Here is a 24,117-nt window from a genome sequence, read left to right as displayed (position 1 = left end):
CTGGAGGTCAGAAATGAACATCAAGAGCCTTCTTCTCGGCTCCGCTGCTGCTCTCGCAGCAGTATCCGGCGCACAGGCAGCCGACGCAATCGTCGCAGCCGAGCCGGAGCCCATGGAATACGTTCGCGTTTGCGACGCTTTCGGCACTGGCTACTTCTACATCCCGGGCACCGAAACCTGCCTCAAGATTGGCGGCTTCATCCGTTTCCAGACCTCGTTTGGTGACGACGCTTCGACCAGCCGTTATGACCAGCGTGACCACGACTTCGACGGCAACGGTGTACTCGATCAGTCCACGTCTGACTGGGATGCCTTCTCGCGCGCTTACATCTCGTTCGACGCCAAAAGCGACACCGAGTACGGCACGCTCACCGGCTTCTTCGCCGCTGAGTTCAACGCCGACAACGACACCGACTCTGGCGATAGCGACTTCATCGACGTTGATGAAGCCTACATCCAGCTCGGTGGCCTCAAGGCTGGTTTCTTCTACAACTGGTGGGATAAGGGCCTGAACGGCGAAACCGACACGCTCGGCAACGTCACCGAGTTCAACTCGATCGCCTACCTCTACGACGGTGGTTCGTTCCAGGCTGGTATCTCGGTTGACGAGCTCGAAGGCTGGTCCACCAAGGCTAACGGCATCGGCATCTCCGGTATCGTTTCGGCTTCGGTCGGCGGCGTTTCCTTCGACTTGCTCGGCGGCTACGACACCGAATGGGAAGAAGGCGCGATCCGCGGCTTGCTCTCGGCTGACCTCGGTCCGGGCGTCTTCCAGCTTGCTGGTATCTGGGCTTCCAACCCGAACACCTACTGGAACGCTTCCGAGTGGTCCGTTGCAGCTTCGTACCGCTGGAACGCCACCGACAAGCTCGCCGTCACCCCCGGCGTTCAGTACTTCGGCAGCCTGCAGGACTCGGTCACCGACTTTGGCAGCGACGATATGTGGCGCGCTGGCGTAACGTTGGACTACAAGATCACCGAAGGCCTCGCGACCCGCGTTTCGGTTCAGTATGAAGATGCTGACAACAGCGACGACCAGGTATTCGGCTTCGTCCGTCTGCAGCGCGACTTCTAATATCGTCTGACTTCGGTCAGGAGAGAGAAACCCGGCTTTCGAGCCGGGTTTTTTCGTTTCTGAATTGTGCAACGCTCAGCCACGCGCCGGCGACGCGACCCGGTTAAGCCGGGTGCATGCGCCCGTCGAGGTCAATGGTCCAGATGGCCCTCTGAGTGCAGCCGATCGGTGCTAGCTTGGCGCCGCAGCTGTGATGGCGGTGACAAAGGCGCTCACTGCCTGGCGAGGGCCGTCGAGGTGCAGAAGCGGTGCATGGCCTTGACCTCGTGCGGTGAATGCTACCGCCCCGGAATGCCGCTTGTACATCTCTCTTGCCGTCCCTTCCGAGAGAAGCCGGGAGTGCTCACCTCTGATAACCAAAAGCGGCATCCGGGAAAGGGCCTCATACTGCGGCCAGAGATCTGGCAACGCTGTCTCAGCGGTCAGGCCAAGCAGTTGCTGCGCGATGGCTACATCAAAATCTGGCACCGGTGTGCCGTCCTCGTCGCGGTAGACCGCCTTTGCCATTTGTAGCCAATCGCGTTCGCCAAGGATCGGGAAATCGGCTCCGTGGAGTTCTTTCAGATAGCCAGGCGCCATGGACCAGCTTGTCGGCTCGCCTGGCTCCTTGTTGAGATAGTCCCGGATGGCCAGCAGGCCCTCGATTTCGATGGCGGGCCCAATGTCATTGAGCACCGCGCCTGCAATGAGGCCGGGTGCAACCCCGATGAGGTGGTGCAGGATCAGCCCCCCGCGGGAAGTGCCGATAAAAACTGCGCGATCAACCCCCAGATGCGTGCAGGCCGTAATGACGTCGGTTGTTTCGATTGCGATTGAGTAGTGGCTCTTGTCGTCGTCACGCTGCGAATTGCCTCGGCCGCGATAATCGAGTGAGAAGACGGTGTGTCCGCCACCGGACGGTGACGAAAGAAAGATTGCGAGCTCGTGAAAATCGCGGCTGTTGCGGGTGAGGCCCGGCAGGCAGATGATCGGAACTGCAGGTGCGGGGAGTACAGGGCAGTAGCTTCGCGCGTAGAGTTGCAAATCATCAGCCGCGAGGAACCGATGTTCCCGAAACCCGCCTTGATTCATCGTCTGCCTGCCTCCAACCGCTAACGCAGGATCGTAGCGGCTCGAGGTGAAAGAGCAAGGCGTGCGCATAGCGCGCATTCGCTGCGAATGGCTCGCTAGCAGCGCGCCACTTCAAGCGGCGAAGTTGGCATCACTGTGAACGTGGTCATCTGCCTTGTCAGTAGGGCGAATTGCATTGTCGCCGTGGACCGCCATAGGGCTGATACGAGTTGTCCCAGGCGCGATAGGACCGATAGCGGGCGTAGCACCAGCGCGTATGCCCATTGCCGCTGACTGCGCGCGGCCCATTGTATCGCGGCTGGCTCAACAAACCACCGACGATTGCGCCTGCCGCAAGCCCACCAATGAAAGCGCCGACATCATTGTCGTTGTGGTAGTGGCGGCGATAACGGTCGCGATAGTAGCCATCCCGGTAATAGCCGTCCCGATAGTATCCGCGTCTATCGCCATCCCGGTAATAGCCGCGCCGGCCGCCGCGCTCGCAATAAGGAACGACACAACTGGGGCGGTTCTTTCGGGCTTCGCCGCGCTCGTATGGGAACTGAGCCTTTTGAATGTCAGTCGTTCGAGATACCTGCGGAGCGATCGGGAATGCATTGGCAGGCGGAACACTGCTCATTGCCGTCGCCAGAGACAGGGCGATAATGGATAAGGTCTTCATTGTGTTCACCATTTCCTTCAGGAAAGATCGAACCTTCAGAAGGGAAATGGCTTAAGCCGCCTTTTGTGCCGCCGGCGATCATCACGATTACTTGAACGGCGGGTGGCGCGTTCGGTTATTGCCGCCCCACCCTCAGATCTTCGACGATGTCGGCGTTCTGCCCGAGCCTCGACTTGTAAACCTGATAGTTTTCCATGACCCGCTGTACATAATTGCGGGTCTCCTGGAATGGAATGCGCTCGATCCAGTCGACGACTTCGTCGATCGGCTTGCCGCGCGGATCGCCATAGCGGCCAAGCCATTCCGGAACACGGCGCGGTCCGGCGTTGTAGGCAATGAAGGTCAGGATATAGGACCCGCCAAAACTGCTGATCTGTTCGCCGAGATAGTGAGCGCCAAGCGTGGCGTTGTAGCCGGCATCGCTGGTCAGCCGGTCCTGCGAATAGGCAAGGCCATAGCGGCTGGCGACGCCCTTGGCGGTACCCGGCATCAGTTGCAGCAGGCCGCGGGCATTGGCGGTGGAGATGGCTGCGGGATTGAAGGCACTCTCCTGCCGCGCGATCGCATACGCGAGCGCCTTGCCGGAACCGTCGATATTGGCGCTCGAAGGAATCACGCCGACGGGGAAGGCGAGGGCCGCGACATCGATGCCGCGTCCGAATGCAATCTTGCCGATCTGGAGCGAAAGCTGGTGGTTTCCGGCCTTCTCGGCGCGCGCCGAAAGCAGGGCGAGTTCGCCGGGACTGTTCAGTTCTTCGGCAAGCGCACGGTAGATACTGTCGGCGCGCCAGGCATGGCCGGCGCTTTCAAGGCGGGAGATCGCCCGCACCGCCTCGCGATTTTCGAATTGTGTCCGATCGCCCGCCGACGGGGCAGGGTAGGCGACATTTAGCGCCTTGCGGCCGAGCCGGGCGGCTGCGAGTTGCCCATAGAAGGTGCCGGGGTAGCGCGCCGCATTGGCGAAATACTCGCTGGCATTGCCCGGTCCGCCGGCCTCGACCGACCGGCCCAGCCAGTACCAGGCGCGGGAGGCGGAAAGCGGGCGGTTTGACGCATCGAGGATGCGGCGGAAATGGCGAGCTGCGATCGCCGGATCTTCCATGCCGCGTAGTGCATACCAGCCGGCGTGGAATTCGGCATCGACGATATCGGTCGCCTCCGTGGCCATATGACCGGCGGCGATCCGGTAGGCGCCCTTGAAGTCGCCGGCGTCGAGCAGGCCTCGGCTGACAACGCGTTGCTCGACCCACCACTCGCCAGGATTGACGAGCACCCCTCTGTCCTTTGGCATACGGGCAAGCAACTTGGCCGCTTCCTCGTACTTCTTCTGTTTGCGCAAGGACTCGATCTGAATGAAGAGATAGGCGGGATCCTTGCGCCAGGAAGGATCGACCGCCGCGATCAGCGCATCTGCCTTGTCGTTGCCGCGGCTGACTGCTGCCCAGGCACGATAGAGCGACTGCGCCTTGCCGAGATCGCCAAAGCGTTCGGCCTGTTCGACGCGATTGCGGTAGAGGAGCATGGCCATGCGCCGCTGCTGATCGACGGGTGTTAGTAGACTGGAGAACTCCGCGAGAATCCGGGTCTCGATATCCTTGTCGAGCGCGTCCCGTTGCCAAATTCCGCGCAACCGTTTCGCCGCTGCTTCCGTTTGTCCCTGGGCGACAAGGGCACGAGCCAGGATCAGGGTTCCCTCGGTTGTCTCGGGCTGCGTGTTGCCAAAGGCGGCAAGGACGTCAGGCGCCGGCGGGTTTTCGCGATAGAGCGCCCGCTCCGAATTGGCGCGCAGGGATTTCAGGCCGGGCCATCCCTGAAGTTCGCGCTGGGCATCGGCGATCTCAAAGGAAGGAATGCCGCGCTGGCCGGAAACGGCAATCGCCCAGGTCAGGATGTGACGGTCGAGTGCATCGCGGCTCATGGCATTGCGCACGGAAATCGCGGTCGCCGGCTCCCGGCTGGAGAGGGCGTCAAGCCCTGTCTTCAGATCGCTGTTGACCGGGGTGACGATCGCCGGAATGGCATTGGTGGTTTCGTCGGCGGCAACCTGCGCAGCCTTGTTCGATATGTCGGGTTTATGCGCCGGAACCGGTATCCGCTCCGGCGTTTCGGAACTGAAGGCCGGCGATGTGAGCAACGCAGCGCCGACGATGGCGGCGACAGGCAGAAAATTTGATCCGCGCATCAAGAGGCCGTGTTCCCCGTGTCTCACATTCAGCTGCCGCCGGATTGTCTGAGGCAAGACTAGCGGCCAATATTGATCATGGCAATCGCACCATGCCGCCCCAGGCCTATGGCGGAGCGGGACCATTATGCGGGCCGAACGTCAAGCTTTTGCATGAAAACCGGCGTGAAATGCCGTGTCACGACGCTTGCCGCAGCCCCCTCACATGATTATGGTGCGGCAGTTTTTTAACCGTCGATTACGGCCAAAGCATGAGTGCATTTTGCGTCTTTGCGCCGTCAGGAGTTGTGCATGTTCAAGGGTTCCATTCCCGCTCTCGTAACACCGTTCACCGCCACCGGCGCGGTGGATGCGGATGGTTTCGTCGCGCATGTGGAATGGCAGATAAAAGAAGGCAGCCATGGTCTCGTGCCGGTCGGCACCACCGGCGAGTCTCCGACCCTTTCCCATGACGAGCACAAGAAAGTCGTCGAGCTCTGCATCGAGGCGGCGGCCAAGCGGGTGCCGGTGATCGCCGGCGCCGGCTCCAACAACACGACGGAAGCAGTCGAGCTCGCGCAGCATGCCGAAAAGGCTGGTGCCGATGCGATCCTCGTTGTCACGCCCTATTACAACAAGCCGACGCAGAAGGGCCTCTTCGCGCATTATGCCGCGATCGCCGAAAGCGTGAAGCTGCCGATCGTCATCTACAACATCCCCGGCCGCTCGGTCGTGGATATGAGTGTCGAGACCATGGCGGCGCTTAGCAAGGCCTATGCGAATATCATCGGCGTCAAGGATGCGACCGGCAAGATCGAGCGCGTTTCCGAACAGCGCATGGCCTGCGGTCTGGATTTCGTTCAGCTTTCCGGTGAGGACGCAACCGCGCTCGGTTTCAACGCCCATGGTGGCGTCGGCTGCATTTCCGTCACGGCCAATGTCGCTCCGCGCCTCTGCGCCGAGTTCCAGGAGGCGACGCTTGCCGGTGAATTCGCCAAGGCGCTCGCCTATCAAGACAAGCTGATGCCGCTGCACAAGGCGATCTTCATGGAGCCCGGCCTTTGCGGCGCGAAATATGCGCTGAACCGCCTCGGCCGGATGAGCCGCACCGTGCGCTCGCCGCTGCTGTCGACGCTGGAGCCGGCAACCGAGGTGGCGATCGACGCGGCGCTGAGGCATGCAGGATTGATGAACTGATGGCACCCAAAGGAAGCCAGCGCACGGTCAACAAGGTTGTGGCGGAAAACCGAAAGGCCCGCTTCAACTACGAGATCGTCGACACCTACGAGGCCGGTCTGGTTCTGACCGGCACCGAGGTCAAGTCGTTGCGCGAAGGCAAGGCCAACATTGCTGAATCCTATGCGACGGACGAAGGTGGAGAGATCTGGCTGATCAACTCCTATCTGCCGGAATATCTGCAGGCGAACCGCTTCAACCATGAAACCCGGCGGCGGCGGAAGCTGCTTCTGTCGAAGCGCGAGGTCAATCGTCTGCAGGGCGCGGTCAATCGCGAAGGAATGTCGCTGATCCCGCTGCGCATCTACTTCAACGAGCGCGGTCGGGCCAAGCTCGAACTGGCGCTCGGCAAGGGCAAGAAGCTCCACGACAAGCGCGAGACCTCGAAAGAGCGCGATTGGAACCGGCAGAAAAACCGCCTGCTGAAGGATCGTGGCTAGAGCAATTCCAGGAAAAGTGCTAAACGGTTTTCCGTCCGGGATTGCGTAATTTCAAAGACTTAGATCACTTCAGTGTTTCGATGAGACAATGAAATGATCTAAGCGATCCTTGGTCCGCTAGATCGCCGCTTTAGATTTCGACGGGGTCCGCCACCGGTTCGGCCGTATGCCGTGGCGTGCGTTCGGAAGGCTCGCGGCCGATTTCGGCCCGCAGCGTTGCGAGGTCGATGAAGTGATCGGCCTGGCGACGAAGGTCGTCGGCAATCATCGGTGGCTGGGTGGACATTGTCGACACGACCGAGACCTTGCGGCCCTTGCGCTGCAGCGCTTCGACGAGTGTGGTGAAGTCGCCGTCACCGGAGAAGATGACGAGGTGATCGACGGTCTCGGACTGTTCCATCGCATCGATCGCCAGTTCGATGTCCATGTTGCCCTTGATCTTGCGGCGGCCAAGTGAGTCGGTGAATTCTTTGGCCGGCTTCGTCACGACCTTGTAACCATTGTAGTCTAGCCAGTCGATCAGCGGGCGGATCGAAGAATATTCCTGATCTTCAATGAGGGCGGTGTAGTAGTAGGCGCGCAGCAGGTAACCGCGTTTTTGAAAGGCTTTCAGGAGTTTGCGATAGTCAATGTCAAAGCCGAGGCTCTTCGATGCCGCGTAGAGATTGGCGCCGTCGATAAAAAGTGCGATCTTTTCGCGGGGATCAAACATCGTCTTTCCTTTTCAATGCCGGCGCATCAAATGCCCGCTGCCGGCCGATACGCAAAAATAAGTCGGTTACATTAATAATTGCTGATATTGCAAATAATGTAGGCTAGGCATTGCATTATTCCAGCAGGGCGCTCGCGAATATAGCTAGTTTTAGCAGTTGCTATAGATAGTCCACATCCCTGGAGTGCCTTTTCTACCAGGCGTTTTGGCGTCGAGGCCAATGATGCAACCAGATGTTTGCGGCTAAGGTTTTCCAGCCCATTATGATCGCATTTTATCACGAAGTGTGACGTTACGTGAGCGGCACTTGCAGGAAAAACTTGAACTTGTCTTGTTTTGATTGTATCCGGGCGGCTAATTCCAGAAATCGGAGCCGACGAGGCCGTCGCTAGACGGCCGTTCCGGTTTCGTGTCGTCAATCCGTGCAGCGGCGATGCCGCCGCGCTTCGAGCCCAAAAGGACAGGCAATGGCCCGCGTCACCGTCGAAGATTGCATCGACAAGGTCGATAACCGTTTCGAACTCGTTCTGCTTGCCAGCCACCGCGCGCGCCTGATTTCCCAGGGTGCCGCCATCACCATCGACCGCGACAACGACAAGAACCCGGTCGTTGCGCTGCGCGAGATCGCCGATGAGACGCTTTCTCCCGGCGACCTCAAGGAAGATCTGATCCATTCGCTGCAGAAGCATGTTGAAGTGGACGAGCCCGAGCCCGATCCGGCTTCGCTGCTTCAATCGGAAGCGGAAACCACCTTCACCGAAGTTGCCGAAGACGAAGATCAGCCGGAAGCGATCACGTTCGACCGCATGTCGGAAGAAGAACTGTTGGCCGGCATCGAAGGTCTTGTGCCGCCGGAAAAGAGCGACGACTACTGAGATCCTTCGCGGAACGACCGTTCCTGCGTGTTTTCAAAGCAGTGCGCCACTCGTATGATTGGCGCACTTTTTTATTGATTTCTTCTGGAGCGGGATGAGGAAAAGTGGATGCGGTTGTCCGCCCGCATCCCGCTCTACCTTATGAGAAACGATTACGTTTATGATTTAGGTCGTTTCGACCTAAAATCACCCTGATCCAGAGGACCGCTAGCGAATGATGCGCCAATACGAGCTCGTTGAGCGCGTGCAAAAATACAAGCCCGACGTCAATGAAGCCTTGCTGAACAAGGCCTACGTCTATGCGATGCAGAAGCATGGCCAGCAGAAGCGGGCAAGCGGCGATCCCTATATCTCTCATCCCCTGGAAGTGGCTGCGATCCTGACGGAAATGCGGCTCGACGAGTCGACCATTGCGGTCGCGCTGCTGCACGACACGATCGAAGACACGACCGCGACCCGCCAGGAGATTGATGATCTCTTCGGCGAAGACATCGGTGCGCTCGTCGAGGGGCTGACGAAGATCAAGAAGCTCGATCTCGTCACCAAGAAGGCCAAGCAGGCTGAGAACCTGCGCAAACTGCTGCTGGCGATCTCGGACGACGTGCGTGTGCTTTTGGTCAAGCTTGCCGACCGGCTGCACAACATGCGCACGCTCGACCACATGTCGGCGGAAAAGCGGGCCCGCATCTCCGAAGAAACGATGGATATCTATGCGCCGCTCGCCGGCCGCATGGGTATGCAGGATATGCGCGAAGAGCTCGAAAATCTCTCGTTCCGCCACATCAACCCGGAAGCTTTCGAGACGGTCACTAGGCGACTGGAAGAGCTTTCCCAGCGCAACGAAGGTCTGATCAAGAAGATCGAGGACGAGTTGCGCGAACTGCTTCAGGCCGAAGGCCTGAAGGCTGCGCAGGTCAAGGGCCGCCAGAAGAAGCCCTATTCGGTCTTCCGCAAGATGCAGTCGAAGTCGCTGTCCTTCGAACAGCTTTCCGACGTCTGGGGTTTCCGCATCATCGTCGATGACATCCCGTCCTGCTACCGGGCGCTCGGCATCGTGCACACCCGCTGGCGCGTTGTTCCAGGTCGCTTCAAGGACTACATCTCGACGCCGAAGCAGAACGACTATCAGTCGATCCACACCACGATCGTCGGCCCTTCGCGCCAGCGCATCGAGCTGCAGATCCGCACGCGGCGCATGAACGATATCGCCGAATACGGTATCGCGGCCCACTCGCTCTACAAGGACGGGGAGGGGAACTCGGCGGATCAGGCCCTTTCGCCGACGTCGAACGCCTATTCCTGGCTCAGGCGCACGATCGAATCCCTCGCGGAGGGCGACAACCCCGAAGAATTCCTCGAGCACACCAAGCTCGAGCTGTTCCAGGATCAGGTGTTCTGCTTCACGCCCAAGGGGCAGCTCATCGCGCTGCCGCGTGGCGCGACGCCGATCGACTTCGCCTACGCCGTACACACCAACATCGGCGACACCTGCGTCGGCGCCAAGATCAACGGCCGCATCATGCCGCTGGTCACACGCCTCAACAATGGTGACGAGGTGGAGATCATTCGCTCGGGCATTCAGGTGCCGCCGCCGGCCTGGGAAGAGATCGTCGTCACCGGCAAGGCGCGCTCGGCGATCCGCCGCGCGACGCGCGCCGCGGTTCGCAAGCAATATGCCGGCCTCGGCTATCGCATTCTGGAGCGCACCTTCGAGCGCGCCAGCAAGACGTTTTCGCGCGAGGCGCTGAAGCCGGCGCTGCATCGTCTCGGTCAGAAGGAAGTCGAAGACGCGATCGCTGCGGTCGGTCGCGGCGAGCTCTCTTCGCTCGATGTCCTGCGCGCGGTCTTCCCGGATCACCAGGATGAGCGCGTGACGGTGAAGCCGAGCGCCGACGATGGCTGGTTCAACATGCGCAGCGCCGCCGGCATGGTGTTCAAACTGCCGGGGCTTGGTAAGGATGCGAACGGCGCAGTACAGGTCGAAGGGCCGGAAGCGCTTCCAATCCGCGGTCTCTCCGGCAATGCCGAGGTGCATTTCAGCCCCGCCGGTGCCATTCCCGGCGATCGTATCGTCGGCATCATGGAAAAGGACAAGGGCATCACCATCTATCCGATCCAGTCGCCCATCCTGCAGAAATTCGACGACGAACCGGAGCGCTGGATCGATGTGCGCTGGGATCTGGACGAAGCCAACAGCAGCCGCTTCATGGCTCGGATTGCAATCAGCGCCCTGAATGAGCCGGGAACGCTGGCCGAAGTGGCTCAGGCGATCGCGACCAGCGACGTCAATATCCGCTCACTCTCGATGGGCCGCGTGGCGGCGGACTTCAGCGAGCTGCAGTTCGATCTTGAAGTCTGGGATCTGCGCCAGCTCAACCATCTGATCACGCAGCTCAAGGAGCTTCCGAGCGTGTCCACGGTGAAGCGCCTCTTTGAATGAGCCAACCGGCGCGGCGCCTGCAGGGCCGCCGTGGCCGTTGGTTCTACATGTCGCTGCCTCAAAAACAGGCACGAGGTGCATGGCAAAGCGGCAAGGCATGCTGTGACTGCATGGCTGCCGCCTTTTCCTGGAACTGGTGGAAAAGGGACTTCTAAACTATCTTCAGTATCGGGAGGTAAACAAAGAGGTTTGCCATGTTCAATCAGTTGAAGAAGATCACCCGCGCACTGCGCGTCCCCACTCAGGAAGAGCGCGAGCTCGCCTATCTCAATAGTTCGGTCGATCGCATCGATCTCGAGTACCGTCAGCGCCAGATCGATCGCGGCCTGTTCCGCAACTACTAAGTCGATCGCGTCCCGTCTGGTGGCGGGATGCTGAAGCCATGCGTTCCGTGAATGGCTTGCCTGCGACATATGCGCGGCGCGCCGGCGGGTTGCAAGCCGCAGCCATGACGCCTATCTTGCGGCCAGCAAACAGGCGGACGCGCCGTCTTGTGCCGGTCGACGGCTCCAAGATGCGGTCATGACGGCAGAATGTTATTTAGACGCAGAAACCCGGTCACGATTTCCGAAAGGCTCCGCGCACTCCTTTGGCCGCGCAAGGGCTTTCGGCGTGGTCCGCGCTACATTACCTTGCGGATCCTGCGCCTCTCCTCGACGCCGCACTCGATTGCTGTCGGGGTGGCTGCGGGCGTAGCGTCGTCGTTTACGCCGTTCTTCGGCCTGCACATCGTCATAGCCGTCGCCCTGGCCTTCGTGTTCTCCGGCAATCTGGTTGCCGCCGCGATCACCACCGCGCTTGCCAATCCGGTGACGATCCCGATGATCCTGACCGCGTCCTATGAGTTGGGCATCGCCATCTTGGGTGTGGAAAGCGCGCACGCCGCCAGCAGCGCCGACGTGATGCGCATGGTCGAGCACCTTGACCTCTCTGCCCTTTGGGGACCGGTCTTCAAGCCGATGCTCATCGGTTCCCTGCCGCTGGCCGCCGCCGGCGCGCTGATTTCCTATCTTGCGGCCTACCACGCTGCTCGCATCTTTCAAAAGCGACGCCGGGCGCGCACCAAAGACTTCGGATCTTCCTCATGATCATTGGCATAGGCAGCGACCTGATCGATATCAGGCGGATCGAAAACTCGCTTTCTCGCTTCGGCGAGCGCTTCGTGCAGCGCTGTTTCACGGAAATCGAGATCGCCAAGTCCGAAGGCCGGAAGAATAGGGCTGCGTCCTACGCCAAGCGCTTCGCCGCCAAGGAAGCCTGTTCGAAGGCGCTGGGGACGGGTCTTGCGCAGGGCGTCTTCTGGAAGGACATGGGCGTTATCAATTTGCCCGGCGGCAAACCGACAATGAACCTCACCGGCGGTGCGGCGGAGCGTCTGGCGCAGATGCTGCCGCCCCATCACCGGGCGGCCATTCACCTAACGATCACCGACGATTTTCCTCTGGCGCAGGCCTTCGTGATTATCGAAGCGCTGCCCGTTGCCCCGGTTGAGGGAACGGTTTAGAGCATTCCGCTGGAAAACCCGGTCCGAGGCGATTGAAGGGCAGGCAGTCTGCAGCATATGAGACCGGATTGTACGCAGTTTGAAGGTGGGATCAGAACTGCGGAAGAAAGTTAAGAGCAAGCCCCGGTGAGGGCGTTGCCATGATAAAGGAAGACACTAGCGTGGCAGAAAAGACAGAAGCGAAGCAGAGCGGTCTCTGGGAAAACGTGAAGGTCGTTATCCAGGCGCTCCTCCTGGCCGTAGTCATCCGTACCGTTCTCTTTCAGCCCTTCACCATTCCCTCGGGCTCGATGATGCCGACGCTGCTCGTCGGCGACTACATCTTCGTCAACAAGTTCGCCTACGGTTTTTCCAAGTATTCGCTGCCGCTTTCTCCCGATCTGTTCTCCGGCCGCATTTTCGCCAGCGAGCCGAAGCGTGGCGATATCGTCGTCTTCCGCTTCCCGCCGAACCCCGATATCGACTATATCAAGCGCCTCGTCGGCCTGCCGGGGGATCGCGTCCAGGTTCGCAACAGCATCCTCTACATCAACGACAAGCCGGTCGACCGCGTGCCGGACGGTGCTTTCCGCGCCGACGATCAGTACGACACCGGCGGAGACGTCCCGGTCTATCGTGAGACGATGGACAACGGCGTGTCCTACGACACGCTCGACCAGTTCCCGGATTCGCGCGGCGACAACACCCGCGAATTCATCGTGCCCGAAGGTCACTACTTCATGATGGGCGACAACCGCGACAACTCGGCCGACAGCCGCTTCGACGTCGGCTTCGTCCCGGCCGAGAACCTGGTTGGCCGCGCCAGCATGATCTTCTTCTCGCTCGGCAACGACACCTCGTTCCGCGAAGTCTGGAAGTGGCCGGCGAACCTGCGTTACGATCGTCTGTTCAAGGCGGTCGAATAATGAAGTCGCGGTCGCTGAGCGCGGAGGATCGGGCAAAACTCGAGACCGTGATTGGCTATCAGTTTGCTGAGAAGGAGCGCCTGGATCGGGCGCTCACCCATTCCAGCGCTCGTAGCGCCAAAGGCTCCAATTATCAGCGCCTGGAGTTCCTGGGCGACCGGGTACTTGGGCTCTGTATTGCCGAACTTCTGTTCCAGACGTTTCGCGATGCAAATGAAGGCGAGCTGTCGGTACGGCTGAACCAGCTCGTCAGCGCCGAAAGCTGCGCCATGGTCGCCGACGATCTCGAACTGCACCAGTTCATCCGCACCGGTTCCGACGTCAAGAAGATTACCGGCAAGGCGATGATGAATGTGCGCGCCGATGTGGTAGAGTCGCTCATTGCCGCCATCTATCTCGATGGGGGCCTTGAGGCCGCCCGCGGCTTCGTGCTGCGCCATTGGAAGGATCGGGCGGTCCGCGCCGACGGTGCCCGCCGCGATGCGAAGACCGAATTGCAGGAATGGGCGCATGCCAAGTTTGGCATCGCGCCGACTTACAGGACGGACGATCGTTCCGGCCCGGATCATGATCCCCGCTTCACGGTAACCGTGGAGATCGAGGGGGTCGCGCCGGAGACCGGGATCGACAGGTCCAAGCGTGGCGCCGAACAGGTCGCCGCAATGAAATTGCTGGAACGCGAAGGCGTGTGGCGGAAAAACTCCGCCGGAAATTGACGGAAAAAATGACGGACATGGAAAAAGATACGGCCGCTGAAGGCGCGCCGACCCACTCGGGTTTCGTGGCGCTGATCGGCGCGACCAACGCAGGCAAGTCGACTTTGGTCAACCGCCTCGTCGGCGCCAAGGTTTCGATCGTCAGCCACAAGGTGCAGACGACGCGCGCGATCGTGCGTGGCATCGCCATCCACGACAACGCTCAGATCGTCTTCATGGACACGCCCGGCATCTTCAAGCCGCGGCGGCGGCTCGACCGCGCCATGGTCACGACCGCCTGGGGCGGCGCCAAGGACGCCGACGTGATCATGCTCCTGATCGATAGCGAGCGTGGCCTGAAGGGCGATGCGGAAGCGATCCTCGAGGGGCTGAAAGAAGTGCACCAGCCGAAGATTCTTGTGTTGAACAAGATCGACCAGGTGCGGCCGGAGGATCTTTTGAAGCTCGCGGCTGCGGCCAACGAGACGATCAAGTTCGAACGCACCTTCATGATTTCGGCGCTGAACGGTTCGGGCTGCAAGGACCTCATGGACTATCTCGCCGAGACGTTGCCGGAAGGTCCCTGGTACTATCCGGAGGATCAGATTTCCGATTTGCCGATGCGCCAGCTCGCGGCCGAAATCACCCGCGAGAAGTTGTTTCTGCGCCTGCATCAAGAGCTTCCCTATGCCTCGCATGTCGAAACCGAGAAGTGGGAAGAGCGCAAGGACGGATCGGTCCGCATCGAACAGGTGATCTACGTCGAGCGCGAAAGCCAGAAGAAGATCGCGCTCGGCAAGAACGGCGACGCGATCAAGGCGATTTCGACGGCGTCGCGCAAGGAGATCTCCGAGATCCTCGAGCAGCCGGTGCATCTCTTCCTGTTCGTCAAGGTGCGCGAAAATTGGGGCGACGACCCCGAGCGCTTCCGCGAAATGGGCCTCGAATTCCCGCGATAGGCTTGGGCACATAGGATGCCGGCAAGGGGCAAGCCGTGCGGTGGATGCCGCCTCAGTTTGCCCTGGCCTCAGCGATCTGCCGCTTTCCCAGGGCCGGGCCGATCATCTCGATACGGTTGGTCCAGATGTAGCCGGAAAACCCCGGCGGGACCAATTCCAGATCCTGCATCGTATCGATCCCGGTGGTGAAGTCGCCGCCGTGATAAGGGCCGAGCAGGATGATATCGCTTCCGGCCGCTTTCATGCGGGCGGAGAAACGGTCGGGCCAACCCCAGAGAAAATGCGCGTAATTGCCGGGCACGATGACGAGAGTGTTCCGGCAAGCCTCCGGCATCAGACCGGTCCAGCCATAGCCGAGATAGCGCGTTAGGCACGCCATCGTCGACGTCCGGTCATAGCCGCGCATCCCTTCCACGCGCTTCAGAGTCTCGCGAGTCGGTTCCTCGCCGCCATAGACCCCGAACATAGCCTGCCGCCATTGCGGCCGCGCTTCGATCAGCGTTGCGAGTGCCGCGCCCTCCTCGGCGCGCCGGCTCTTGAAGTTGACGAGAAACCTGCGGTCGGGCAGGGCAGCCAGCACCTCATCCAGCGTCGGCATCTGGCCGACGCCCTTTCCGCGGAAGGGGAAGGTCTTGCCGCCATCGGCGGTGTAGCCATAGCCGATGTCGAGAGACTTCAGCGTCGCCATCGGCGTTTCTTCGGTAACGCCCTTGCCTTCGGTCCGGCAGTCGAGCGTCCAGTCGTGAAAGACGGCGAACTGTTTGTCTGGCGTGAGATGCACGTCGAGTTCGACGACATCGGCGCCCGCATCAAAGGCAGCCCCCATCGAGGCGATCGTATTTTCGAGATAGGGATGCTGTGGCGGATCGATGATCGTTGCAGTGCAAGTGTCGTTGCCGACATTGGCCTTTGGATAGGTCTGGTGGACGCCTCGGTGCGCGAGCAGCTTCGCCGAGCCTGCCGGTGGCGTGACGAACAGCGACGTGTTCATCAGCCAGACGACGGCGGCAAACAGAACAATGGCAGCAACGAACTTCTTCATCCTGATTCTCCTCGTCGAATCCGGATTGCTCGACATTGTGGCGCCAGGATGTTGATACACGTCTCACGTGCGTGTCGCGGATTGCGAACGATGTGTCACCCGCGCGCGCAATTGACCCTCAGCCGCGCCTCATGAGACGTAGCAGTCGCTGACTTTGTGATCCGGAGAAAAGAGATGCCGCAGCTTGTCGAGGGAAAATGGGTCAAGGGCGACGTTGCGGCCAGCGAGATGAAAGGCGGTGCATTCCACCGGGAGCCGACGCGCTTTCATCGCTGGATCACGCCGGACGGGAGCCCAGGGCCGGATGGCCAGCCGGCTCTGCCGGCCGAGGCCGGGCGCTACCGCCTGTTCGTTTCCTATCTCTGCCCCTGGGCCTCGCGCACGATTGCCTTCCGCAACCTCAAGGGATTGCAGGAGATCATCGGACTTACGGTGGCCAACCCGGTGCTCGGTGAGGATGGCTGGACCTATGACGAGCCGGTCGATGCCGGCGAGCGCGTCGGCAAGATCCGTTTTCATCATGAACTCTATGTGGCGAGCGACCCGACCTATACCGGCAAGGTCTCGGTACCGGTTCTCTGGGACATGCGCGAAGGGCGGATCGTCAACAACGAGTCCGCCGACATCATCCGCATCCTGAATTCGGCCTTTGATCACTTGACCGGCAACCGGCTTGATTTCTATCCGGAGGCGCTGCGGGGAGACATCGATCGCTGGAATGGCCCGATCTACGAGCGGGTCAACAACGGCGTCTATCGATCCGGCTTTGCAAAGACGCAGGAAGCCTATGATGAGGCGGTGTCGAGCCTGTTCGGCATGCTCGACGAAGTCGAGGCACACCTCGCGGTCAACCGTTATCTCGCAGGCGAGTACCTGACCGAGGCGGACATCCGCTTGTTCGTCACCCTGATTCGTTTCGATGCGGCCTATCATGGCGCCTTCAAATGCAACATCCGCCGGATCGAGGACTACCCGGCGTTGTCGAACTATCTGCGCGAAATCTATCAATGGCCGGGTATCCGCGAGAGCGTGCGCATCGATCATATCAAACGCGGCTACTACGGCATTGCCCACATCAATCCGACCCGCATCGTTCCTGCCGGCCCGATGCTGGATTTCGATCGCCCGCATGATCGTGCTCGCTTGCGAGGGCGCGGAGTCGTTGGCGCATAGCCGCGTTCCTCATTTGCTAAGGAAACAAATCTATGAGGGGCCATAGAGAACCCATTGCCAATCGATGGAAGCTTCCTAAATTAATGGAAGTTCTGATGGATAGGAGCCCGATGGCGGCTGGCCTGACGAATTTCCGGCGGGGCAAGCACAAGGAGCCTGACGCGCCCGCTGGATGCCCGTGACGCCACGCCCGAGCCGGTTCTCGCCGCTTCCGGACTCGCTCGCGTTTGCTCCCAAGGCGCGCTCGCGCAAACCCTCCGGAAGCCCCGAACGAGCCGACCCTTCGCATCTCTCATGCACCAGGACACCGTGGGTAGGTCTGGTAGGGGTGAGATATGAATGCAGCATTGTTGACTTTACTTCGCCGTCTGGTGCGCAACGGCAATCTGACGGTGACTTTTTCTTCCGGCGAACAGGTCGTTCTGGGTGACGGCACCGGAAAACCGGCATCAATCCGCATCGTCGACGCGGAGGCGGAGAATGCGATCGTCCGGGACCCGGGCCTTCGCTTTGGTGAAATGTACATGGATGGGCGGGTCGTCATCGAAAGAGGTGACATTTTCGACGTGCTTTCGATCGTGAAGGCGAACGGCATCGAGAATGCGGCAAATGCCACCAACACGATCACAGGCCTGTGGCATGTGCTGCGCCAGCAGTTGGTGAGCCGCATGCCGGTCAATCGCAACCGGAACAACGTCGCCCATCACTACGATCTCGATCGCAATCTCTTCAACCTGTTCCTCGACGAGGACTGGCAATATTCCTGCGCCTATTTCCAGCCGCGGGGAATATCGCTCGACGCAGCACAGCTCGCCAAGAAGCGGCACATCGCCGCGAAGCTTCTGCTGGAGCCGGGGCAGAAGGTGCTGGAGGTCGGTTCCGGCTGGGGCGGGATGGCTATGTATCTGGCCGAATCCTCCGGAGTCGAAGTCACGGGCATCACGCTCAGCGAGGAGCAGCTGAAGGTTTCCCGTGATCGTGCCGCCAGGCGCGGGCTTTCCGATCGTGTCCGCTTCGAACTGCAGGACTACCGCACCCTTGAGGGCCGGCAGTTCGACCGCATCGTCTCCGTCGGCATGTTCGAGCATGTCGGCATCGGCAATTACGGAAATTTCTTCAACAAGATGAAGGAGTTGCTGACGCCGGAAGGCGTCATGCTGCTGCATTCGATCGGCCAGGTCTACAAGCCCTGGGCGACCAACCCGTGGATCGAAAAGTACATCTTCCCCGGCGGTTATATTCCCGCTCTCTCCGAGGTTCTGCCGTCGGTCGAGCGTATGCGGCTGCTGGTGAAGGATGTCGAGATCCTGCCGATGCACTATGCCTGGACCTTGCGGGCCTGGCGGGAGCGTTTCGTCGCGCGCCGCGAAGAGGCGGTAAGGCTCTACGACGAACGCTTCTTCCGCATGTGGGAGTTCTACCTGGCGGCTTCCGAAACGGCCTTCCTCTACGACAAACACTTCATCTTCCAGCTTCAGCTCTCGCCTTCTCTCGATGCCGTGCCGGTCTCGCGCGGCTACATCGAGGAGCGGGAGCGGCAATTGATCGAGTTCGAGAAGCGTCGGCCGCCGCTCGAACCGGTCAACAATTGGGACGAGGCGCCGGCGGAAGAACACATCGAACCGGCTGCAATGGCGGTCTGATGCAAGGGCCATCCCTGTCGCTATAGGTCGACACGGGATGGCCATCCCCCATCTTCTGTGGAGTTCGGAATTTCCTCCGAAGGCCTTCACTTGGCCTCGAAGCCCTGCGCCTTTATGGTCGCCGACCAAACGACTGCCTGTTTCCGCGGATCATCTCCGATCCAAGGACAAAACGTGCAGTGCTTCCAAGCGCTGCAGGAAAGACGGAATTCCCATGGCCAACCCCGCTAAATCCATCGCCGCCATTATTGCCAGCGAAATCAAGGCAGCACCTTCGCAGGTTAAAGCCGCTGTCGAGCTGTTGGACGAGGGGGCAACGGTGCCGTTCATCGCGCGCTACCGCAAGGAAGTGACCGGCGGCCTAGACGATACGCAATTGCGTATGCTGTCGGAGCGGCTGACTTACTTGCGCGAACTCGAGGCGCGTCGGGCATCGATCCTCGAGTCGATCCGCGGGCAGGACAAGCTGACCGACGAACTGGAAGCCAAGATCGCCGCCGTCGAAACCAAGGCGGAACTCGAAGACATCTATCTGCCCTACAAGCCGAAGCGCCGCACCAAGGCTGAGATCGCCCGCGAGCGTGGCCTCGGGCCGCTGGCCGAAGCGATCCTTGCCGATCGCTCCATCGCGCCGGCCGATCGCGCAACGGCCTTCCTGACCGCCGAAGTGATTGATGTGAAGGCGGCGCTTGACGGCGCGCGCGACATCATCGCCGAAGGCATGACCGAAAACGCCGATCTGCTTGGCCGCCTTCGCAACCACATGAAAGGTGCCGCGTTCCTGCGTGCCAAGGTCGTCGACGGCAAGCAGGAGGCGGGCGCCAAGTTCTCCGACTATTTCGACCATTCCGAGCGCTGGGCGACGACGCCCGGTCACCGGGCGCTGGCGATGCTGCGCGGTTGGAACGAAGAGGTTCTGTCCGTTGATATCGTCGTCGATCAGGACGACACGTCGCCGGTAAAGCCGGTCGAGCGCATGATCGCCGCCGCCTACAATGTCGGCGCCCATCTGCCGGGTGACAAATGGCTGGCCGAGATGATCGGCTGGACCTGGCGCGTGAAGCTCTCCATGTCGCTGTCGCTCGACCTGATGCGTGAACTGCGCGAGCGTGCCGAAGAGGAGGCGATCCACGTCTTCGCCCGCAACCTCAAGGACCTGCTGCTTGCCGCGCCTGCGGGATCGCGGGCCACGATGGGCCTCGATCCGGGCATCCGCACCGGCGTCAAGGTGGCAGTGGTCGACGGCACGGGCAAGCTGCTCGAAACCACGACCGTCTATCCGTTCCCGCCGAAGAACGACATCCGCGGCACGCAGGCCGAACTCGCTTCGCTCGTCCGCAAGCACAAGGTGGAACTGATCGCGATCGGCAACGGAACCGGCAGCCGTGAGACCGAAAAGCTCGTTGCCGACATGCTCCAGCAACTGCCGGCGCCGAAGCCGACCAAGGTCATCGTTTCCGAAGCCGGCGCCTCGGTTTACTCGGCATCTGAAACGGCCGCCCTGGAGTTCCCCGGCCTCGACGTTTCGCTGCGCGGTGCGGTCTCGATCGCCCGCCGCTTGCAGGACCCGCTGGCCGAGCTTGTGAAGATCGAGCCGAAGTCGATCGGCGTTGGCCAGTACCAGCACGACGTCGATCAGTCGAAGCTCAGCCGCTCGCTCGATGCGGTGGTGGAAGACGCGGTGAACGCCGTCGGCGTCGACGTCAACACGGCGTCGGCACCGCTGCTTGCCCGGGTGTCCGGCCTCGGCAAATCCTCGGCCGAGGCGATCGTCGCGCATCGTGACGCGACCGGGCCGTTTGGAAGCCGCAAGGAACTGTTGAAAGTGCCGCGCCTCGGCGCGCGCACGTTCGAACAGTGCGCAGGCTTCCTGCGCATCCCGAACGGCAAGGAGCCGCTCGATGCCTCCTCCGTCCATCCGGAAGCCTATGGCGTCGCCAAGAAGATCGTCGCCGCCTGCGGCCGCGACGTGCGCGCTCTGATGGGCGATAGTGCCGCCCTGAAGCAACTCGACCCACGGACCTTCGTGGACGAACGGTTTGGCTTGCCAACCGTCAAGGACATTCTCGCCGAACTCGAAAAGCCGGGCCGTGACCCGCGCCCGAGCTTCAAGACCGCGACCTTTGCCGAGGGCATCGACGACATCAAGGACCTGAAGGTCGGCATGCAGCTGGAGGGCACCGTCACCAACGTCGCGGCTTTTGGTGCCTTCGTCGACGTCGGCGTCCACCAGGATGGCCTCGTCCACCTGTCCCAACTCGCGGACCGTTTCATCAAGGACCCGCATGAAGTGGTGAAGGCCGGGGATGTCGTGACCGTTCGCGTCACCGAGGTGGATGTCGCCCGCAAGCGCATCGGCCTGACGATGCGGAAGGATGGTGGCGCTGAGTCAGGTCGCGAGGCCCGTGGCAGCGCACCGAACGGCGGCAACCGCGGCGCGCCCACGCGCCAGCAGAAGCCGCAAGCGCCGTCGCAGGGCGCCTTTGGTGCGGCCCTGATGGAGGCGATGAAGCGCAAATAGCCGCTTCGGCATCGGCTCTGCAGCGTCGNCGACGCCTCCGGTGGATGGTCTATAAATTAGATAATTGTAATAATCGCGGCTTTCCGCCATACTCTCTTCATCGTGGCACCTGTGCTGTTGTGTAAGCAGTGTGCCAATGGAGCAGCCGGATCTACGGCGGAAAAGGTTAGCGGAAACTCCTCCTCCGCCGGGCATCCGGTGAAAGGAGTTGCGTGATGGTACGCAAGGCGATCCGCGGCTTGGCGCTGGCCGCCCTTCTGGCAGCCGGGGTGACGGCGCGCCCGGTCCCCGCAGTTTCGCAGGCCCCGATAAATTGCGCGAACCGATCCGAGGTGATCGAGTTTCTGGCGCGGCAGTATCGGGAAAAGCCAGCCGCGACGGCGCTCATCAATCCTCAGGCGATCCTGGAAGTCTATGCGGCCGACAACGGCAGCTGGACATTGATCGTCACGGACGTCAACGGCCGTAGCTGCGTCATCCTTGCCGGCAAGAGTTGGGAAGCTCTGCCGCCGCTGCCAGTTCCAAAAGCATAGTCGGCCCTCCCGCCAGCCGAAGCCCTCAGAGGGGCCGGCCGATGCTGGAATAGGCAAAGCCGTGCTTGGCAACCTCGTCCTGGCGGTAGATGTTCCTGAGGTCGACGAGAATAGGCGTCTTCATCGCGGATTTCAGGCGGCGGAAGTCAAGCGCGCGGAACTCGTTCCATTCCGTTACGATCACTAGCGCATCCGCTTCGTTGGCCGCCTCATAGGGATCGCTGGCATAGTCGATGCCGTCGATGATCTTCTTGGCGTTCTCCATGCCTTCCGGGTCGTAGCCGATAATGTGGGCGCCGGCATCCCGCAGCGTCTGCACGATGGCGATCGCCGGACTGTCGCGCATGTCGTCGGTGTTCGGCTTGAAGGTGAGGCCGAGGATCGCGATCTTGTGCCCGCGCACGTCGCCGCCGGCAGCCGCAATCACCTTGCGGCCCATTGCCCGCTTGCGGTTGTCGTTGATCGCAACCGTGGTCTCGACGAGCCGGACGGGCGCGTCATGGTCCTGCGCGGTCTTGACCAGTGCCAGCGTGTCCTTCGGGAAGCACGAGCCGCCATAGCCGGGGCCCGCATGCAGGAACTTCGAGCCGATGCGGCCATCGAGGCCGATGCCGCGGGCGACGTCCTGGACATTGGCGCCGACCTTTTCGCAGAGGTCGGCCATCTCGTTGATGAAGGTGATCTTCATCGCCAGGAAGGCATTGCCGGCATACTTGATCAGTTCGGAGGTGCGGCGTGACGTGAACACGAGCGGCGATTGGTTGAGATAGAGCGGCCGGTAAACCTCGGTCATGACGTCACGCGCCCGCGCATCATCGTCGACAACACCGATGACGATCCGGTCCGGCCGCTTGAAGTCCTCGATCGCCGCACCCTCGCGCAGGAATTCCGGATTGGAGACGACGGCGAAATCGGCGTCAGGATTGGTTTCGCGAATGATGCGCTCGACCTCATCGCCCGTGCCGACCGGAACGGTGGATTTGGTAACGATGACGGTGAACCCCCTGAGGTTCTCGGCGATCTCGCGGGCCGCTGCATACACGTAGGAGAGGTCGGCATGACCATCGCCGCGGCGGGAAGGGGTGCCGACCGCGATGAAAATGACGTCGCTGTCGGCGACGGCGGAAACGAGATCGGTCGTGAACGACAGTCGACCCGAGGCGACGTTGCTGGCCACCAGATGGTCGAGGCCGGGTTCGAAGATCGGAATACGGCCCTGCATCAGCGCGTCGATCTTGCTCTCATCCTTGTCGAGACAGACGACGTCGTGACCGAAATCCGCAAAACACACACCGGAAACGAGGCCTACATAACCGGCGCCGATCATTGTGATTTTCATAGGCTCTTTCCTTTGTTGTCTGGCGAGCTCTTGTCCGCGAACGCGGAAACCATGCTGGTTTGCACGTATCTATGCCTGCGAGGCCGAGGATCCGGCTTTCCCGCCAACATTGTAGTATTCCTCATACCAGGCGGCAAAGCGCGCCACGCCTTCTTCCACCGGGATTGAGGGTCTGAAATCTGTCAATGCCTCCAGAAGATCAGGGGAGGCATAGGTGCGCGGCACGTCGCCCTGCTGCATCGGCAGCATGTTGCGCAGTGCCGGCTTGCCGACGGCCTTCTCGACCGTTTCGACGAACGTCATCAGTTCGACCGGCTGGCCGCCGCCGACGTTGACGACACGGAACGGTCCTTGGCGCGAAAGCGTGTCCTCGGCCTTCTCGGATGGCACGCGGTTCTCTTCTGCCGGTGCCACGTGCGAGAGCCTGAGGATGCCTTCGACGAGGTCGTCGATATAGGTGAAGTCGCGGCTCATGCGGCCTTCGCCATAGATGTCGATCGGCTGTCCCTTGTGGATGGCGTCGACGAACTTGAACAGCGCCATATCGGGCCGCCCCCAGGGGCCATAGACCGTGAAGAAGCGGAAGGCGGTGGTTGGAACCTTGTAGAGATGGGCATAGCTATGCGCCATCAGTTCCATCGATTTCTTGGTGGCGGCATAGAGCGTCATCGGCTCATCGGCGCGATCGGTCTCCGCAAACGGGATCTTCTCGTTGGCGCCGTAGATCGAGGACGTCGAAGCGAGCATCAGATGCTTGGGGCCGAGTTCCCGCGCCAGCTCCAGGATGTTCCACGAGCCGATGAGGTTGGAATCGACATAGGCCTTGGGATTTTCAAGGCTGTATCGGACGCCGGCCTGGGCCGCGAGGTGGATGATGACCTCGGGCTCGGCAATTTCCGCCGCATGGTTGAGCGCCGCCCGATCCTCAAGCATGCCGACGACAGCCTTGAAGCCGTTCGAACGCGCCAGGATCTCATGCCGGCGCTGCTTCAGCGTCACGTCGTAATAGGGCGTCAGGCCGTCGAAGCCGACCACGAAATGTCCTTCGTCGATCAATCGCTTGGCGAGATGAAAGCCGATGAAGCCCGCGGTGCCGGTGATGAGGTAGCGCACGACCATGTCCCCAGATTGT

General features: G+C 61.0%; 22 protein-coding genes. 15 read left to right on the top strand and 7 right to left on the bottom strand.

Annotated elements, in window-relative coordinates:
- Window positions 1-13 precede the first annotated feature (13 nt).
- Entirely contained in the window at window positions 14-1,075 is a 1,062-nt protein-coding gene (locus tag ACTJKM_RS07470; protein WP_440659799.1) for a porin, read from the top strand.
- Window positions 1,076-1,246: 171 nt separating this feature from the next.
- Here the strand turns inward: ACTJKM_RS07470 and ACTJKM_RS07465 are convergent, their stop codons facing one another.
- The 3 genes from ACTJKM_RS07465 to ACTJKM_RS07455 form a co-directional block, all read right to left on the bottom strand.
- On the bottom strand, window positions 1,247-2,146 hold the full coding sequence (locus ACTJKM_RS07465; RefSeq protein WP_440660096.1) for an alpha/beta fold hydrolase: 900 nt from the start codon (window positions 2,144-2,146) through the stop codon (window positions 1,247-1,249).
- A gap of 157 nt (window positions 2,147-2,303) precedes the next feature.
- Complete coding sequence (locus ACTJKM_RS07460; protein ID WP_440660095.1) at window positions 2,304-2,807, bottom strand: BA14K family protein; 504 nt, start codon at window positions 2,805-2,807, stop codon at window positions 2,304-2,306.
- Between the two features lie 115 nt (window positions 2,808-2,922).
- Window positions 2,923-4,989 (bottom strand): lytic transglycosylase domain-containing protein, encoded by a 2,067-nt coding sequence (locus ACTJKM_RS07455; protein ID WP_440660094.1) that lies wholly within the window; start codon window positions 4,987-4,989, stop codon window positions 2,923-2,925.
- A 291-nt stretch (window positions 4,990-5,280) separates the two neighbouring features.
- Here ACTJKM_RS07455 and dapA point away from each other — a divergent pair, with 291 nt between their 5' ends.
- Window positions 5,281-6,165, top strand: a complete 885-nt coding sequence (dapA, locus tag ACTJKM_RS07450; RefSeq protein WP_440660093.1) for a 4-hydroxy-tetrahydrodipicolinate synthase — start codon at window positions 5,281-5,283, stop codon at window positions 6,163-6,165.
- Entirely contained in the window at window positions 6,165-6,644 is a 480-nt protein-coding gene (gene smpB, locus ACTJKM_RS07445; RefSeq protein ID WP_057252818.1) for an SsrA-binding protein SmpB, read from the top strand. Before dapA ends, smpB begins: the two co-directional genes overlap by 1 nt.
- A 130-nt stretch (window positions 6,645-6,774) precedes the next feature.
- Here smpB and ACTJKM_RS07440 read toward each other — a convergent pair whose 3' ends face one another.
- The gene (locus ACTJKM_RS07440) at window positions 6,775-7,356 is read right to left on the bottom strand and encodes a LabA-like NYN domain-containing protein (RefSeq protein ID WP_057252816.1); all 582 of its coding nucleotides are present in this window, start codon (window positions 7,354-7,356) and stop codon (window positions 6,775-6,777) included.
- 467 nt (window positions 7,357-7,823) lie between these two features.
- On the opposite strand from ACTJKM_RS07440, the gene rpoZ reads away from it, so the two are divergent.
- The 8 genes from rpoZ to era all read left to right on the top strand — a co-directional run bounded on the left by rpoZ (window position 7,824) and on the right by era (window position 14,734).
- Entirely contained in the window at window positions 7,824-8,231 is a 408-nt protein-coding gene (gene rpoZ / locus ACTJKM_RS07435) for a DNA-directed RNA polymerase subunit omega (RefSeq protein ID WP_057252814.1), read from the top strand.
- Between the two features lie 214 nt (window positions 8,232-8,445).
- Window positions 8,446-10,671 (top strand): RelA/SpoT family protein, encoded by a 2,226-nt coding sequence (locus ACTJKM_RS07430; protein ID WP_057252812.1) that lies wholly within the window; start codon window positions 8,446-8,448, stop codon window positions 10,669-10,671.
- A gap of 194 nt (window positions 10,672-10,865) precedes the next feature.
- Window positions 10,866-11,015: a DUF3563 family protein gene (locus tag ACTJKM_RS07425; protein WP_065377015.1), complete on the top strand. Its 150-nt coding sequence runs from the start codon at window positions 10,866-10,868 to the stop codon at window positions 11,013-11,015.
- A gap of 288 nt (window positions 11,016-11,303) precedes the next feature.
- Window positions 11,304-11,759 (top strand): DUF2062 domain-containing protein, encoded by a 456-nt coding sequence (locus ACTJKM_RS07420; protein ID WP_245296263.1) that lies wholly within the window; start codon window positions 11,304-11,306, stop codon window positions 11,757-11,759.
- Complete coding sequence (gene acpS / locus ACTJKM_RS07415; protein ID WP_058320270.1) at window positions 11,756-12,175, top strand: holo-ACP synthase; 420 nt, start codon at window positions 11,756-11,758, stop codon at window positions 12,173-12,175. Before ACTJKM_RS07420 ends, acpS begins: the two co-directional genes overlap by 4 nt.
- Window positions 12,176-12,336: 161 nt before the next feature.
- The gene (lepB, locus tag ACTJKM_RS07410; RefSeq protein WP_058320269.1) at window positions 12,337-13,080 is read left to right on the top strand and encodes a signal peptidase I; all 744 of its coding nucleotides are present in this window, start codon (window positions 12,337-12,339) and stop codon (window positions 13,078-13,080) included.
- On the top strand, window positions 13,080-13,796 hold the full coding sequence (gene rnc / locus ACTJKM_RS07405; protein ID WP_113513882.1) for a ribonuclease III: 717 nt from the start codon (window positions 13,080-13,082) through the stop codon (window positions 13,794-13,796). The genes lepB and rnc overlap by 1 nt, the downstream gene beginning before the upstream one ends.
- An 8-nt stretch (window positions 13,797-13,804) precedes the next feature.
- Complete coding sequence (gene era, locus ACTJKM_RS07400) at window positions 13,805-14,734, top strand: GTPase Era (protein WP_057252807.1); 930 nt, start codon at window positions 13,805-13,807, stop codon at window positions 14,732-14,734.
- A gap of 52 nt (window positions 14,735-14,786) precedes the next feature.
- Here era and ACTJKM_RS07395 read toward each other — a convergent pair whose 3' ends face one another.
- A complete protein-coding gene (locus tag ACTJKM_RS07395) occupies window positions 14,787-15,776 on the bottom strand; it encodes a glycerophosphodiester phosphodiesterase family protein (RefSeq protein WP_058329456.1) in 990 nt (329 codons plus the stop codon).
- A 174-nt stretch (window positions 15,777-15,950) separates the two neighbouring features.
- Between ACTJKM_RS07395 and ACTJKM_RS07390 the strand changes: the two genes are divergently transcribed.
- The 4 genes from ACTJKM_RS07390 to ACTJKM_RS07375 all read left to right on the top strand — a co-directional run bounded on the left by ACTJKM_RS07390 (window position 15,951) and on the right by ACTJKM_RS07375 (window position 21,646).
- Complete coding sequence (locus ACTJKM_RS07390; RefSeq protein WP_058329455.1) at window positions 15,951-16,949, top strand: glutathione S-transferase family protein; 999 nt, start codon at window positions 15,951-15,953, stop codon at window positions 16,947-16,949.
- A gap of 335 nt (window positions 16,950-17,284) precedes the next feature.
- The gene (locus tag ACTJKM_RS07385; RefSeq protein WP_058329454.1) at window positions 17,285-18,592 is read left to right on the top strand and encodes an SAM-dependent methyltransferase; all 1,308 of its coding nucleotides are present in this window, start codon (window positions 17,285-17,287) and stop codon (window positions 18,590-18,592) included.
- 214 nt (window positions 18,593-18,806) lie between these two features.
- Window positions 18,807-21,113 carry a Tex family protein gene (locus tag ACTJKM_RS07380; RefSeq protein WP_440660091.1) on the top strand — a complete coding sequence of 769 codons (2,307 nt, stop codon included), beginning with the start codon at window positions 18,807-18,809 and terminating at the stop codon, window positions 21,111-21,113.
- Window positions 21,114-21,328: 215 nt separating this feature from the next.
- Window positions 21,329-21,646 (top strand): hypothetical protein, encoded by a 318-nt coding sequence (locus tag ACTJKM_RS07375; RefSeq protein WP_058329453.1) that lies wholly within the window; start codon window positions 21,329-21,331, stop codon window positions 21,644-21,646.
- Between the two features lie 25 nt (window positions 21,647-21,671).
- Here the strand turns inward: ACTJKM_RS07375 and rkpK are convergent, their stop codons facing one another.
- Window positions 21,672-22,985, bottom strand: coding sequence for a UDP-glucose 6-dehydrogenase (gene rkpK / locus ACTJKM_RS07370; RefSeq protein WP_058329452.1), 1,314 nt, complete (start codon window positions 22,983-22,985; stop codon window positions 21,672-21,674).
- A 69-nt stretch (window positions 22,986-23,054) separates the two neighbouring features.
- Window positions 23,055-24,098, bottom strand: a complete 1,044-nt coding sequence (locus ACTJKM_RS07365) for an NAD-dependent epimerase (RefSeq protein ID WP_058329477.1) — start codon at window positions 24,096-24,098, stop codon at window positions 23,055-23,057.
- Window positions 24,099-24,117 lie beyond the last annotated feature (19 nt).

The organism is Ensifer sp. 22460, from assembly GCF_052044935.1.
Lineage (GTDB): Bacteria > Pseudomonadota > Alphaproteobacteria > Rhizobiales > Rhizobiaceae > Ensifer.
This window is presented reverse-complemented; position numbering and strand designations above follow the sequence as displayed.